Consider the following 14,703-nt stretch of genomic DNA (forward strand, 5'->3'; position numbering starts at 1 on the left):
CGTTTGGGAGAAAGAACGAAAAGCAACGTCACGGAGACCGACGGACGGTTGTGTTGTGAAAGTAGGGTGGGAGCGCGTATCGTCCAAATACTGAGGTTGTGAAGTCTCAACACTGGATTTCCTGTTTATCCTCCAGGCCGTTTCTTCCAGCCCTCTTCCCGAACCGGGCGTACTGGTTTGCCAGTACCTCGGCTCTCCACAAGGACCTCCGGGGATCTCTCCCTCCGTTCCGTGTCTGCCTACAACGCCAATGTTCATTGGCTTGGCTTCCCTTTCACCTTCCTCAAGGACGGGTTTCTATCTTCGGGGTGATGAAATCCCTACCTCCCGTCGTGGCTTCAAACCACTCGCGGTTTCCGGTTTTCGGCAGTGTTTAGTACTTGGTGTTCGGTCTTTGCTGCAACCCTTCGTGTAAGGTCCGCTAATTAACCGGCTCAAACTACTACGGTTGCTCCGCCGTTCTACCTGCCCGTTGGCCAATCTAGGGGCCTTGTCATTGTAGGCAGAACTTCCCAGATTTACAGGCTCGTCCCGTTCGTCCAACGTAGGTGCTCCCTCGCACATGTGCCTTGTACCCCTCTTCGAGGTTACTCCGGTTGAACCCTTTCGATCAAGATACAGGGTTCTACGGAACGACCCACGGCCGTTGCATGGAATCGGATAGACAGATCCCATGTAACCGGACTTCCCTTCGTTGCGAGTCCCTGCCAAGAGCGTACCCCGACTCTGTCTGGTATCAGTTCCGGTTCGCTTAGTGAAGGGATCCATCTTCTCGCAACGCTTCTTTTTCTCCTCATGCAGTGGCTTCGGGAAGGGGTCATCGTTTCCCAATGGCACTAAGGGGGTTCGTTTGCACTCACCTTGTTGGACATTACGCCAAGAGGAGCACTCTAGGAACTGCCACTGTCCCCATCTCCCCATTCCTGCCACAGATTTCTCACACCTATGGCCTATTCCATAAGTGCTTCGTGGCTCAGGGCGTAGATCCATCTTGCTGAATCCAGCTAGTGAAAGCATCCAAGCCTGTCCTTTTCTGGCTCACCTATCCGTGATGTGAGTATGTCCTGCCCCCTGGAGTGTGTCCGCAACGATGGACGATATGACGCGCCGGTAATACCTGCAAGGGTGTCGCAGGGTCGCAATCGGGGACCGTTCTCTGTTCCTTCCCCTTCCGACGGGGAGGCCAAAACGGCCCATCCGCGCTCAACCCGTCTCGACGTGCTCCCCGACGGAGTCCTGCTCACTAGAGGGAACGACGTAGGGGGAGGTCTCTGGGTGGCCAATGGGAAGTCCCATGAGGGCGAACCCGGGGGGAACGGTTGCCATCCAGGTGGGCGCGACGGCACCCGCTCCTAGGAAAAGTCCGGCGGCGGGGACCGAGAGCAGAAAAAGGCCACCGAGCGGAACGAGTCGCTTGGCGACGGAGGCGGATATAACTCGGTCGTGCCCGGCCCCAATTCCGACCGACAACCCCGCAAGGGCAGCAGGAAGAGCGAGCACGTGCAGCAGCGGCCATCCGCTGAGCATCGTCTGCCACAGGATTGCTCCCACCTTCATCATCCCAATGGCTGCTCCTGCCCCGAACACCGAGCCGGAATACCGTCGAATGTATGTCTGCACGTTCAATCTACGGGCTGTTGGTTTTGAGCCACTACAGGAACTCGTAGCTCGAATTCGATACGAGGTACTCTATATTGCGGGCGGCTGTGAGTTCCCACTTCGCGTTCGGCCCCCCTCCCAGGCCGGGGACTTTCCTGCTCCGTTGCGTTCCCCCTCCTCCCTGCGCTGCCCCGAATCATCGGTGGTCGGGCGCAGAAGAACACGGACCGGGAGCGACGGAGAGAGCGAGGCCCCACTGCACTAGGCGGCCCGTCCGGGGAAGACGACTGCGGGCGACGGGCTCGCCGAAGGATCCCCACTGCTCAACAGAATGGTGCGCACCCGGACCGCCTTCAGCCGGCCTCCCGAAGGCCTTGGCGTCCCCGCTCACATTCTCCCTCGGCGGTGCCCGAACGGTTTGGGGGGATACCGGATAGGAGAAGAGGCCCGTTCCACCACGTGTCACGGCCGGCAGATTTCCGCCATACACGCAGTGCCTGGCCCGACGGACTCGCCGCACCGTGCATCAGCGGCTCAGTCGCGCTCCCGACCGTTCTCCACTATCGGCCTGAAGAGCTCAACGATGGATTCTGTCACGCAAGTTACGCTCGGCGCCGCGGTGGGAGAAGCCGTCGCGGGCCGAGAGGCTGGGGGGAAGGCCCCGGTATGGGGAGGCCTCCTGGGCCTGCTTCCCGACCTTGACGTACTCGCGAACCCGTTCCTGACGGAAGCCCAGTCCCTGACCTTTCATCGAAGCGTTACGCACTCGCTGGTCTTTGCGATCGTTGCCACGGCCTGTGTGGCGGTTGGCCTTCGGCGTCTCCATTCCGACACGCCAGTGTCGCTGAGACGATGGGCGGGCCTGGCCGCCGCGGCGCTCTTTACACACATTGGCCTCGACTGCCTGACGACGTACGGCACCCAGATCTTCTGGCCATTCAGCCAGTACCCGGTGATCCTTGGGACGGTGTTCGTGATCGATCCGCTGTATACAGTCCCACTGGCGGCGGGTCTTTTGGCATCCCTGCGCGGAACGCGAAGCGACCGCATTTTCTTCGGGATGCCGCGACGGTGGTTAAACTACGCCGGCCTCGGGCTGAGTTCCGCGTACCTCCTCGTCACTCTCGTCAACAAATGGCACGTAAATCGAGTGTTCGGAGGCGCATTGGCCCGGCAGGTCCCTTCCGCCGAGCGCTTCCTCACGACCCCCACGCCCTTCAACAATCTCCTGTGGCGGGGGGTCGCCGAGGCCGACGACGGCTACTACATCGGCTTCTATTCCCTGCTGGACGACGATCGATCGATCCATTTCCGATACGTGCCGCACCGACACGACCTGCTGGGCGACACCCGGGAGAACACAGTCCCTCGGCGGCTGCGTCGCTTCTCGCGGGGCTACTACATCGTCCGCCGCGCCCCCGGCGGGGACCTTCGGATCCACGATCTCCGCTTCGGGCGCAACGATTTAGGGCTGACGTCGGAGGGCCAGTACCTGTTTACGTATCACCTGCAGGAGGGACCGGGCGGTCGCATCACGGGCATGCGCCAAGAGGAGCCCCCCATTCGACTCACGCGCCCGCTTCTTCGCAAATTCTGGGCCCGGATTCGGGGCCAGACGGCGGTGGTGCCGCCCACCCTGAATGCAAAACCCGAGTAACTGGAGGATTTCCTCTCGCCAGGGGGGCGAAAATTGGTACTTCCCCTTCTGCCTCAGTACCTTCAGGGCAGTCTCGAATTTAAAAGCCGACGCACTTTTTTCGTCCTCATGAGTGATTTCCTCTCCCAGTCCCAGAATTATGTAAACGCCGAGACCATCCAGGTGCTCGGCTCCTATCTGCTGAGCATCGTTGCGTTCATCCTTATCCTCGTCGTGGGACGGTACGTGGCCACCTGGGTCCGCAACCTCATCCGTGGGGGGCTCGATCGACCGAAGGTCGACACCACGCTCACGAAGTTTGCGGGCAACTTTGCGTACTACGCCATCTTTCTGCTCGCCATCTTGGCCGGCCTGAACACGGTCGGCGTCGAAACCGCCAGCTTCGTCGCGGTGCTCGCCGCCGCGGGGTTCGCGGTGGGGCTCGCCCTGCAGGGGACCCTCGCCAACTTCGCGGCCGGCATCATGCTGCTCATCTTCCGTCCGTTCAAAGTGGACGACTACGTCGAGATTGCGGGCGAGACGGGCTTCGTGAAGGACCTGTCCCTCTTCTTCACGCGCATCACCACGCGGGACAATCGCCTCGTGATCATTCCGAACGGCGACATCTTTGGGTCTACCATCCGCAACATTTTTGCGAACGACACTGTCCGGGTGGACTGCGACGTGGGCACCGACTACCCCGCCGACATTGACGCCACCCGCGAGGTGCTCCTGGAAGCGGCCCGCAACGTGGACGGCCGCGTCGAGGACAAGGGCGTGCAGGCCGCCCTCAAGGGGCTGGGCGACTCGGCCATCGACTGGCAAGTGCGCGTCTGGGCGGAGCCGGACGATTACTTCCGTCTCCGACAGGAGTTGGCCCGCCAGGTGAAGTACAAGCTGGACGAGGCCGAGATCGGCATTCCGTACCCGCAGATGGACATCCACCTGGATGAGCTGAACGGGGAGGCCGACACCGAATGAACCGGGGCCGATCCGGCCGGATCGACGTGTGTCCTTTCCACAAAACGCCTGTCCGACCGGAACGCGCCGCAGCCGGTCTGCTAGGAAGGGATGGTTACGTCCGTCACCCTTTAATCATTAATCAACAGTCAGCTCTCCACACTTATGCCCCAACGTTCTGCCGAAGCAACGTGGGAAGGCGATCTTTCCGACGGCAACGGTACCATGGCGGTAGAGAGCGGTGCCTACGAGGGCGCCTTCTCTTTTCGTTCTCGCTTTGAAGACGGCGCCGGCTCGAACCCCGAGGAACTGATCGCCGCCGCCCACGCCGGCTGCTTTTCCATGGCCCTTTCCAACGTGATTGCCGAGGAGGGATACGATCCCGAGTCGGTACACACGAACGCGGACGTCACGCTCCAAGTCCAGGAGGACGGCCCCGCGATCACGAAAATTCACCTGACGACGGAAGCCTCCGTTCCGGACCTCGACGACGACGCCTTTCAGGAGTACGCCGAGGCCGCCAAGTCAGACTGTCCCGTGTCGAAGGTGCTCGCAGGGGCCGAAATTACCCTCGACGCCACCCTTGCCTAATTGTGTCATTGTCCGCTGGGAGGTCGAGGACTTCGCCCCGGGCGTTCCCGACGGCCTGGGGCATCTTTCGTCCCTGTTGCTCGCGTGCAGGCTTCTCGTCACGCTACGAGCGGACCCGGAGCACAATCTTGCCCACATTCGTGTCGTTCTCCATGCACCGGTGGGCCTCGGCCACTCGCTCCAGTCGTAGATTGAGCTGGTGACGGGTTCAAGCCGTTCGTCGACGACCTCCGGCAGTGCGTCGGGGACGAGGTCCTGGGTGCGCTGGACCTTGCAAGCGAGACTTCGATCCCGAGGGGCAGAGGTGAGGACCGCGGCAAGCTCACCGAGATCCAGAAGCAGCTGGAGATCCCGATCCCGCCCTACGGTGGAGCCCACTCGGGGGACGAGGCGGTCGCAACGGCTGACGACCTCGGTTCCCCCCTCATCCGACCCAACTGCGTGTTGGCGGCGAGAGGATGCGCCTCGCCACTGACTGCGACGAGGGGGCCACGCACGTCGAGACCTCTCGATCTACCCCGACGACGAGATCCCGCTAGACCGCCGTCCTCCCGCGGTTCAGCCTGTCGGACCAGGCGCAGGAGATGATCCGGCGGTGCACACGTGACCTGGCGTTCGCGCTCGAGGCGCCGGACCTCCTCAACGTGTAGATGATCGTGAAGGACGGAGTTGTATACCCCATCTTCGCCCCCCCGCTGGCGGCCCTGCAGGACTCAGAGATTTGACGTTAACGTTGTACGATCATTGTAGGAATAAACGCACATTCGGGCCGCACTCGTCCTGCTCTCCAAATCCGACCTGGGTCGAGATCGACTGAAGCTACCGGTCGTGTTCCGTGCGAGCAACCCGGTTGGCAGAGAGACGCGCAGAGGTCTCAAAGACTACAACTAATGGTAATGTTAGTATTCGCAGGTAATTCTTCAAAATCAGCTACCCTGGGGGAGGGGGTGTCGAAGGTCGGATAGACAGGCTGTCCAGAGGCTCGCTACCCATCGAGAACCCGGACCAGCGCCACGGTCGCCAGCGGGGCGATCAAGGTCGCCGCCAGCAGGCCGCCGGTCACCGTCACGGCCATCCCGGTCCAGAACGTCCCCTCCTGCGGAAACACCAGCATCGGCAGCATCGCCACACACGTCGAGAGGGTCGTCGTCCACATGGGCCGCAGGCGCTCCCGGAGGGCGAGGCGCACGAGCGGCCCCACCGCGCCGTGGGGACGGGCCTCCCGCAGCCGCTGGTAGCGGTCCACCAGCAAAATCGAGTCGTTGGCCGCGAGCCCCACCAGCAGCACCGACCCGATGAACGCGCCCTCCGCAAAGGCCAGGTCGCCCGCGAGCAAAAACGCCGCGGCCACGCCCACCAGCGCCGTCGGCACGCTCAGCAGCACCACGCACGGCAGGCGCCACGACTCGAACACCGCCGCCGTGGCGAGGAAGACGAGCACGATGGTGCCGAGCACCACCCACCCATAGGTGCGCTCGGTTTGCTCCGAGAAAAAGCCGCCCTGCTCCCGCTCCAGGCGGTAGCCCGGGGGCGTCGAGAAGCCCTCCAGCGCCTCCTGGAGGAACTCCTCGCCCATGCGGTGCGGCCCGCGGTAGTCGACCTGGATGTAGCGCTTGTACTGCTGGTTCTCGCGCACGATGCGGCTGGGCACGGTCTTCACCGCGTAGTCGGCGCTGCTCTTGAGCTTCACCTGCGTGCTGCCCGCCAGCACAAGGGGCCGGTCGATGAGCGTCTGCACGTCCGTCTCGTCGGCGCCTTCGACCTTCAGCCGCACGTTGAGCTGTGGAGCGCCCTGCAGGTCGACCCGGAAGGCGCGGCGGCGCGAGGTGAGCACCGGGCGGAGTCGGGCGGCGAGACGCTGGGGCGTCACGCCGGTGCGGGCCTGCGCGTCGGGGCCGAGCCGAAAGCGCAGCACCTCCCGCGAGCGCCGGAAGCCGTACTGCCCGGCGTCGGTGTTGACGGTGGCGACCCGCCGGCTGGACCGCTTCAGCCGCCGGGCGAACCGCTCGGTGAGGGCCTCCAGGTCGCCGTAGTTCGGGCCGTAGGCGACGACGGTGAAGCCGGAGATGTTGGTGCCGCTCCGGCTGTAGTAGCCCTGCGGCAGGAGGCCGCTCACGCTCACGTCGATCCCCGCCAGCAGGACCGCCTCCTGGATGAGGCGCTCCCGCAAGACGTACGGCTCGATCGTCTCCAGCGACCCCTCGGTGAAGAGGACGCGCAGGGACGCATTCCGCTCCGAGACGCGGGCCACCGTGCGGCGCACCACGCCCGAGGCCAGGGCGGTCTGCTCAAACCGGCGGAGCAGCGAGTCGGCCCGCTGGATGGGATTGCCGGGCGGAAAGCCGAGGCGCACACTCACCTCCGGCTCCGTCTCGTAGCCCCACTGCTCCCCAAAGGTCGTCTGCTGCACGAAGGGCCGCACCACGCCGCCCAGCGCCGGATCGAGCCATTCACGAGACTCCTCCACGACGTCGCTTCCCATCGCCGCGTTGTAGACGCCGACGAGCCGCTGGATTGGCACCGGCCGCGTGCCCTCGTCCGGAGTGCTGATGGTAGCGGGCAGCGCCCACAGGGGCACGCCCACGAGCAGGAGGAGCCCCGCGAGCGTCGACTTCGGGGCCCAGGCGCCCACCCCGTACGGCCCCTCCACGAGGCGGCGCAACCAGCGGGGCCGGCGGCGGGTCCACGTGGGCCGGGGCAGCCACCGCCCGAGGACCGGCACCAGCAGGACGGCACTCGCCAATGAAGCCGCCAGCGTGAGGGCCGTGAGCACGCCGAAGGGGAGGAAGAGATCCCGCAGGTTGCCGCTCAGGTACACCAGCGGCAGCATCACCGCGATCGTCGTGAGCGTGCCGCCCACCAGCGGCAGCGCCACCGCCCGCACGCTCCGCGTTGCGGCATCGCCGAGGGGCGCGCCCGGCGGCCGCCGTTCCCGCTGGAGGATCAGCTGCTCGGTCACGATCACGCTGTTGTCCACCAGCAGGCCGAACACGAGCACTAGGCCGCCGAGCGTGATGAGGTTGAGCGTGAGGCCGAGCGGCTGGAGCAGGGCGAGGGCGACGGCCAGGGCCACCGCCACGGTGAAGAGCACCACCCCGGCGGCCCGCAGGCTGCGAAGCATGAGGAGCAGGACCAACACGACCAGCAGCAGCCCGATGCCGCCCCGCCACTGAAGCGCCCGGAGACGCTGGCGCACGTCCTTGCTCTTGTCGGTGGCCACCTCCAGGCGCGTCTCCGCGGGCAGTGTGGGGCCCAGTTCCTCGATGCGGGCCCGAACCCGATTGGCCGTCTCGACCATGTGGCTCCCCGGCGCGCGGTCGAGCGTAAGGGTGACGACCGGGTCCCCGTCGATGCGCGTGATGGAGCGGCGGGGGGCGGCCTTGAGCTCCACGGTCGCCACGTCGCGCAACTTGACCGGCGGCCCCGTGCGTCCGGGGCGGCTCACGACCACGTCCCGCAGCCGCTCCACCCGGTCCACAGCGGGCGTGAGGAGGAGGGGGGCCCGGCCCTTCGCTCGCAGGCGGCCGTAGACGGCGTTCGTGGTGGCGTCGCGGAGGGCGCGGCGGGCGGCGTCCGCCTCGATATTCTGCGCCGCGAGGCGGTCGGGGTCGAGCGTGACGAGCAGCTCGCGCGTGGTGCCGCCCCGCACCCGCACGTCGGCCACGCCCGAGAGGCTGCTGAGGCGCGGCGAGACCTGATCCTCGGCGAGGCGGCGGAGCGCGGAGGGCTCTTGAGGCCCCACGAGCTGCAGCGTCATGAAGCCCTGCTGCTCGCGCAGTTCCTCGGGTACCCGCTTGGTGAGCTGCGGCGAGACGCGGTCCGGCAGGCTTTCTTCTAGGAGGCGCAGCCGCTCGCTCACGCGGGCGGTGAAGGGACCGAGATCGGTGCCTTCCGCCACCTTGAGCGTCACGGTGGACCGTCCTTCCTGCGAAATACTCTCAATCCCTGCGATGCCCTCCACGTCCTGCACCGTCCGTTCGATGGGGGCGGTAATGTAGCGCTCCACGGCCCGCGGCGAACTGCCGGGCCAGGTGGCCGTCACGCGCACCTCCGGCAGGTTCGTGGTGGGCACCCATTCGAGCGGCACCTGCGTGGCCATCCAGCCCCCGCCCAGCAGGAGGGCCACCGCCCACGCCAAGACGGGCGTCGGGCGCGCCACCCAGCGCTGGAACCAGGAGGAATCTTCGGGGCGATCAGTCACGGAAACGCGTCGGCTGCAGGGACAGTGTGGACGTGAGCGGCGTCATGCATTCGAGGGAAGATGTCGAATCAAGACCCGGTCTGGATTTGGTACCGGACCAGTGCTGGGGCTCCGGCCTCCGTGGTGGTCGATCCGTAGGCCTTTTCGTTCTGCACGGCCTCGATTCGGACCTCTCGCGGAAGCTGTATCGGATGGATGGTCTTCGTCTCGGGGTCGAGGACCCACCACCGTGTCGCATCGGCACTCGGCCCCTCCGGCGGACGGCGGACCCACAGCCGTCCGTCGTCGGCCACCACGAGGTCGGTGAAGGCGGGCTTCGTGTCCGGCACAGCCGACGCGACGATTGACCGGAGCTTAGAGTTGACCTCCTCCAGCGCCGAATCGCGGGCGGCCTCCGTGACGGGCACGGGCTCGGTGGGCAGAGCGGCCGCAACCTCCGAGGTCCCGTTCGGGGCGTGAGCCACGACGTGGAGGCTGTCCGTCCATCCATGGTAGAGACGCGCATCGGGACCGACAGCCGTGGCGACGGATCGGTCGAAGGGCACCCCTGCGACGCGAAACCCGCCTCCATCCAGCGATTTCAGCGCGACCCGGGGCCGGGGGACGAGCATGAGCGTGTCGCTGGGCGTGCCCGTCTCCTCAATGAGTCGCCAGGGATGAGGGTCGGGGTTGGTCACGCCCTCTTCAGGAACGGAGCCGGAGGTAAAGCTTCCGACGAGGTGCTTCCCCAGAACACGTACTTCTACGAAGTATCCCTTCTCTGCTGAGATCGTCACTGTACGCGCGAGGTCGTATGTCGGGGGTGGGGCAAAGACCGTGAGCCGTCGTTTCTGCAAGTCGAACGCATAGATCGAGTCGCCCCGAGCCACCTGCACGCTGCGAAGCCGCTGAAACTCTCCCGGACCTTCTCCCGGCCCGCCGAGCGTGTCGAGGAGCGTGCCGTTTGGGCGCAGGACCTTGATGTCGTGAGCCTGGGGATCGGCCACCACGATGTGGCCCCCAGAGGTCACGTCCAGGTCCCGAATGGACCCGAAGTAGAACTCCTTGGTCTCGGCCACGCGGAGGTCCTCGGTGAGAGTGAGACCGTTTTTCTTCAGGGTCCAGTCGCCGAGGGTCCGTGTGTCATCGGATTCGCCGCAGCCCCCAAGTACAACGCTGAGCAGACAAATCCACGTGAGGGGAGCGATAGAGCGAAGAGGACGAGTCATAGGATTGCCGAACCTGGTTTCGGGGTCAATGGTACGGGCATCAATCGTCAGTTCCCGGCGCGGACGCGGTACCGCACCACGGCAGGGGCCCCATTTTCCGTCGTGGTCGTGCCGTAGACCGTGCCGTCTTGCACAACCTCAATGGCGACCTCGGATGGCAGCTGGACCTCCTGAATGGCCTTCGGCGCGGGGTCGAGGACCCACCAGGTCGTCGTGTCTGGCTCGGCCGTCTTGGCGGGACGCTCTACCCAAAGCCGCCCGTCGTCGGCGACCACTAGGTCGGTAAACGCCGGCTTCATTTCGGGCAGGGCGGACCGGAGCGTCGATCGGAGTTTCTCGGGGTAGTCCTGCAGCGCGGAGTCGCGCGCGGCCTCCGTCACCGGGACCGGCTCCGCCGGAACGCTCGCGATACCCTCCGTGGTTCCGTCGAGCGACGTCGCCTTTATGTGAAGGCTGTCGGTCGAGCCATGATAGAGTCGGGCGTCGGGCCCCGGTGCCACGCGCGTCTCTCGCCCGAACGGAAGGTATGCAATGGCGGCCCCGGGCCCCCCGAAAAAGGTGGCGACCTTTCGCCGGTGCGCCGTCAGAAGCGTATCGCCCGCGACGCCCGTCTCGTGGATCGCGCGCCAGAACGCGGGCGACGGGCGCCGGAGTCCCTCCTTTCGGGTGTATCCCGGCGTAAACCGGCCCGCGAGACGGTCTTCCAGGACGTAGACCTGCGTGAGGTTTCCCACGTCACTAGTGACGAGCACCGACCGGGCAAACGTGGGCGAGGGGGGTGGGGTGAACACCGTGAGTCGATCGCCCACGACGTCGAACACGTGCACCGAGTCGCCCCGAGCGGTGTGGACTTGGCGGGGACGCTGGAATTCCCCGGGCCCCTGTCCCTGCCGCCCGAGCGTATCGAGGAGCGTCCCGTCGGGGCGGAGAATCTTGAGATGAGTGGCCTCCCCGTCGAGGACGACCATGCGGCCCCCGCTTGTCACGGCAAGGTCCTGGATCGAGCCGATGAAGTAGCGCTCCGTCTCGCTCACCTGAAGCTCCTTGGCGAGCGTCAATCCATCGGTCCTCAGGGTCCAGTCGCCGAGGTCGGAGGTCCCGCCGGAGCCAGATCCGCCACAGCCGGCCACCACCGTGGCCACCATGAGGACCGAAGCGAGGAGAAGGGCACTCGATGTGCGATTGCTCATGGTGTGATTGGGAGTTATTCGGTTGCTGCTCCGTCCGTGCGAACGCGATAGCGCACCACGGCGGGGGCGCCGTTCTCGGTGGTCATCTGGCCGTAGGCCTGTCCGTTTTTCACGACCGTGAGCTGCACCTCGCTGGGCAGCGTCGTCGTGGCCACGCGCTGCTCCTCGGGCCACGCCACCCACCACGCCGTGCTGTCGGGAGTCGCCGTCGGCCGCCCGAACCAGTACCGGCCTTCGTCATCGACCAAGAATTGGGTGAACGCCGGCTTCGAGTCGGGGATCTTTTTTCGCACCTGTTCTCGGCCGCGGGTACGGCCATCGAGCGCTTCGGCAATCTCGTCGTCGGTGACGGGGGGCACTGACTCGAAGGGAACGCGGACCGTACGCTCGGGCTGACCGGTCGGGCCGTAGGCTAGGGCCGTCAGGCTGTCGCTCCAGGCGTAGTGCACGCGTCCCTTCGGTCCAAGTGCAAAGTGTGGGTAGGGCGTGAAGGGGACGTACAGGAATAACTTTCTGCCGTCCCCGAGGTCCTTCGAGGTCACGCGATAGGGCGGTGTGGTGAAGAGTATGTCGCCGACCGTTCCGCCCGGGCTGACGGACCGCACGACCATTTGGGCGTCTTCTTGAACCACGGCCCGAGCCCCCGGCGAATACACGAAGAGAAACGCTCGGTCGGTGCTCGACCCCGCCCTGCCGGGAATCATCATGTTGATGGGGGTGCCCCGGTCGGTGCGGGCCAGGAACACCCGCTCGAATGCGAGTCCAGGCGCAAAGACGTGCACGCGGCCGTCGGAGCCGTCCAGTACGTAGAGCGAGTCGCCGCGAGCCAGTGCCAGTTCGAGTGGGTGCCGAAACCCCCCCGGGCCCTCCCCTCGCATGCCCACAGTGTCCTCCAGTGCACCATCGGGCGAGAGCACCTTCACGTGATAGGCCTGATTGTCGGCGACATAGATCCGTCCCTCGTCCGCGACGACCACGTCGGCAATTTCGCTAAAGAAATATGCCTCGTCGTCGCCCACGAGGAGGTCCCGCTCGAGGGTCAGTGCGCCCTCCTCGACGGTCCACTCAGGGGAGGAGTCAGCTGTGTCTCCTCCACACCCGACGAGGACCAGCGTGGAAAGGGCAGCGCCGCAAAGACAGACTAGCAGGCGCGCTGAGAAGCGCAACATGGGAGAAGAAGACTACTGTTCAGAATTGACGCGAATGCGGTACCGTACCAGCGCGGGCGCGCCCTTCTCCGTGCTCGTTTCTCCGTAGGCGTAGCCGCCCCGCACCGCCTCAATATCGACCTCATCCGAGAGCCGGGTCGTGGCCACGCGTTTCTCGTCGGGCCACGCCACCCACCACGCCGTACTGTCCGGATTCGCCGTAGGGCGTCCAAACCAGTAGCGGCCCTGGTCGTCCACCAGGAACTCCTCGAAGGCGGGCTTGGTGGACGGAATGCGGTTGCGGACGAGGTCCCGCGTCCGATCCCGATCCTCGAGCGCGCGCTCGATGTCGGCGTCGGTGACGGGGACGGGGTCGAACGGCACCTCGACCGTGTCCACTGCCCGACCCGTCCGGTCGTAGGTCCTCACGCTCAGGCCGCCACTCCACGCATGGTAGATGCGCCCGTCCGCTCCAGCGGCAAAGTGGGGCTCCCGAGCAAAGGGGATACGGGCGAATAGCATGCCCCCGTCCACTTTCCTCATCGCCATCTGGTAGGGGCGAGCAGTGAAGAGCGTATCGTCGGCCGCGCCGTCCGCCCCAGCGGACCGTACGACGTACGGGGCGTTGTTCTGCACGACCCGACGGGCCGCCGGGGCATAGACAAAGATAAAGCCCGGGGCCTCCGCGGACACTATCACGTCGCTAGGGCCTTGCGTCTTACTGCGCGCGAGGGAGTACGCAAACGCCCCACCGGGCCCGAACACCGAGACCCGCCTGCGAAAGGCATCCAGAACGTACAGCGAGTCGGAGCGAGCAACCGCAACCGCCGAGATCCGTCGAAACTCCCCGGGCCCTTCCCCCTCTCGCCCGACCGAGTCGCGAAGGGTGCCGTCCGGCGCAAGGACCTTCACGTGCACGGCCTCCCCGTCTACGACATACATTTGCCCATCGGCCCCAACGGCGACGTCGCCAACTTGGCCGAAGTAGTATTCCTCGTCGTCGCCAGCGAGAAGGTTCCGCTCAAGCGTCAGCGCGCCCTCCTCGACGGTCCACTCGGCGGCCTCCTTCGTCCCCTCCCCGCCGCACCCCACGATCAGGAGGAGGACAAGACTCACGATCGAGAACGCGATGCAGGGGGAGGCACGTGCGGGCATGGCGGAAGGGAGAACGTGTCGACAGATCATGATCGAGGCAACGATTACGTGGTGCGGGCCACAAGCTGATACAGCACCGGCACCACCAGCAGCGTGAGCACCGTGGCGCTCAGCAGGCCGCCCACGATGGCAATCGCCAGGGGCGCGCGGATCTCGGCTCCGGCGCCCAATCCCAGGGCGAGCGGCAGCAGGCCCAGCACCGTCGTAATCGTCGTCATGAGGATGGGCCGGAAGCGGGCGCGCCCCGCCGCCTCGATGGCCGTGCGCAGGGACATGCCCCGCTCCCGCCGCTGGTTGATAAAGTCGACCTTGATGATCGCGTCGTTGACCACGATGCCGACCAGGACCACACAGCCGGTCAGGCTCATCAGGTTGATCGTCTGGCCGGTGACCCACAGCACCGCGGCGACGCCCGCGGCGGCGAGGGGCACCGCCGCGAGGATCACGAAGGGCTGCCGCAGGCGCTCAAACTGGGCCGTGAGAATGAGGTAGACGAGGAGCAGACTCAGCAGCAGGCTCCACCCCACCGCGCGCAGGCTCTCACGGAAGGCCCGGTTCGCGCCGCCCACCTGCCCGCGCACGCCGGGCGGGAGGGTGCGTGCCAGGGTCGACTGCACGGCGTCGACCGCTTCCGACAGGCCGCGATCCTCCGCCACGTCGGCCACGAGGCGCACGATGGGGGCCTGCCCGCTTCGCAGCAGCGCGGCGGGGAGGGCCGTCGTCTCGGCCCGCACGAAGCGTCGCAGCGGCAGGCGGCCGTTGGGCGTCTCGATGGTGCGTTGCAGCAGCGCCTCGATCGAGGCCACGTCGCGGCTGTGCACCACGATGGGGATCTCGCGTCCCACCTGTCGGAGGGCGGTGGCCTCGACCCCGCGGGCCGCCGCCTCTAGGGCGCGCCCCACGGCCTCGGGCCGCACGCCGTATCGGGCCATGACCTCGCGCTTCAGACGCAGGCGGTACGCGGGCACCTCCGCCGCCTCGGCCCGCCGGACGCCCGCCAGCTCGGGATGGGCGC

Annotated in this window: 11 protein-coding genes; 4 read left to right on the plus strand and 7 right to left on the minus strand. The window is 66.0% G+C overall.

What is annotated here, in order from left to right:
* Positions 1-1,203: 1,203 nt before the first annotated feature.
* Positions 1,204-1,620 carry a hypothetical protein gene (locus ABEL04_RS06200; RefSeq protein ID WP_375801518.1) on the minus strand — a complete coding sequence of 139 codons (417 nt, stop codon included), beginning with the start codon at positions 1,618-1,620 and terminating at the stop codon, positions 1,204-1,206.
* 562 nt (positions 1,621-2,182) lie between these two features.
* Here ABEL04_RS06200 and ABEL04_RS06205 point away from each other — a divergent pair.
* The 4 genes from ABEL04_RS06205 (at position 2,183) to ABEL04_RS06220 (ending at position 4,976) form a co-directional block, all read left to right on the plus strand.
* Positions 2,183-3,256, plus strand: a complete 1,074-nt coding sequence (locus ABEL04_RS06205) for a metal-dependent hydrolase (RefSeq protein ID WP_375801519.1) — start codon at positions 2,183-2,185, stop codon at positions 3,254-3,256.
* Positions 3,257-3,364: 108 nt separating this feature from the next.
* Complete coding sequence (locus ABEL04_RS06210) at positions 3,365-4,216, plus strand: mechanosensitive ion channel family protein (protein ID WP_375801520.1); 852 nt, start codon at positions 3,365-3,367, stop codon at positions 4,214-4,216.
* Between the two features lie 144 nt (positions 4,217-4,360).
* The gene (locus ABEL04_RS06215; RefSeq protein WP_375801521.1) at positions 4,361-4,786 is read left to right on the plus strand and encodes an OsmC family protein; all 426 of its coding nucleotides are present in this window, start codon (positions 4,361-4,363) and stop codon (positions 4,784-4,786) included.
* Positions 4,779-4,976: a hypothetical protein gene (locus ABEL04_RS06220; RefSeq protein ID WP_375801522.1), complete on the plus strand. Its 198-nt coding sequence runs from the start codon at positions 4,779-4,781 to the stop codon at positions 4,974-4,976. Before ABEL04_RS06215 ends, ABEL04_RS06220 begins: the two co-directional genes overlap by 8 nt.
* Positions 4,977-5,771: 795 nt before the next feature.
* On the opposite strand, the gene ABEL04_RS06225 is transcribed toward ABEL04_RS06220, so the two are convergent.
* The 6 genes from ABEL04_RS06225 to ABEL04_RS06250 all read right to left on the minus strand — a co-directional run.
* Positions 5,772-8,987, minus strand: coding sequence for an efflux RND transporter permease subunit (locus ABEL04_RS06225; protein WP_375801523.1), 3,216 nt, complete (start codon positions 8,985-8,987; stop codon positions 5,772-5,774).
* A gap of 68 nt (positions 8,988-9,055) precedes the next feature.
* Positions 9,056-10,195, minus strand: a complete 1,140-nt coding sequence (locus ABEL04_RS06230) for a hypothetical protein (RefSeq protein ID WP_375801524.1) — start codon at positions 10,193-10,195, stop codon at positions 9,056-9,058.
* Positions 10,196-10,242: 47 nt separating this feature from the next.
* The gene (locus ABEL04_RS06235) at positions 10,243-11,385 is read right to left on the minus strand and encodes a hypothetical protein (RefSeq protein WP_375801525.1); all 1,143 of its coding nucleotides are present in this window, start codon (positions 11,383-11,385) and stop codon (positions 10,243-10,245) included.
* 14 nt (positions 11,386-11,399) lie between these two features.
* Positions 11,400-12,554 (minus strand): hypothetical protein, encoded by a 1,155-nt coding sequence (locus ABEL04_RS06240; protein ID WP_375801526.1) that lies wholly within the window; start codon positions 12,552-12,554, stop codon positions 11,400-11,402.
* A 12-nt stretch (positions 12,555-12,566) separates the two neighbouring features.
* Positions 12,567-13,688 carry a 6-bladed beta-propeller gene (locus ABEL04_RS06245; protein ID WP_375801527.1) on the minus strand — a complete coding sequence of 374 codons (1,122 nt, stop codon included), beginning with the start codon at positions 13,686-13,688 and terminating at the stop codon, positions 12,567-12,569.
* 44 nt (positions 13,689-13,732) lie between these two features.
* The coding region (locus ABEL04_RS06250; RefSeq protein ID WP_375801528.1) for an efflux RND transporter permease subunit at positions 13,733-14,703 on the minus strand (971 nt) is incomplete at its 5' end.

The sequence above is a fragment of the Salinibacter sp. genome (assembly GCF_042218895.1).
GTDB lineage: Bacteria > Bacteroidota > Rhodothermia > Rhodothermales > Salinibacteraceae > Salinibacter.

Excerpts from the sequence above, each read along its gene's own strand:
- ABEL04_RS06205 (WP_375801519.1), top strand. The coding sequence starts at position 2,183 with ATGGATTCTGTCACGCAAGTTACGCTCGGCGCCGCGGTGGGAGAAGCC.
- ABEL04_RS06210 (WP_375801520.1), top strand. The coding sequence starts at position 3,365 with ATGAGTGATTTCCTCTCCCAGTCCCAGAATTATGTAAACGCCGAGACC.
- ABEL04_RS06215 (WP_375801521.1), top strand. The coding sequence starts at position 4,361 with ATGCCCCAACGTTCTGCCGAAGCAACGTGGGAAGGCGATCTTTCCGAC.
- ABEL04_RS06230 (WP_375801524.1), bottom strand. The coding sequence starts at position 10,195 with ATGACTCGTCCTCTTCGCTCTATCGCTCCCCTCACGTGGATTTGTCTG.
- ABEL04_RS06235 (WP_375801525.1), bottom strand. The coding sequence starts at position 11,385 with ATGAGCAATCGCACATCGAGTGCCCTTCTCCTCGCTTCGGTCCTCATG.
- ABEL04_RS06240 (WP_375801526.1), bottom strand. The coding sequence starts at position 12,554 with ATGTTGCGCTTCTCAGCGCGCCTGCTAGTCTGTCTTTGCGGCGCTGCC.
- ABEL04_RS06245 (WP_375801527.1), bottom strand. The coding sequence starts at position 13,688 with ATGCCCGCACGTGCCTCCCCCTGCATCGCGTTCTCGATCGTGAGTCTT.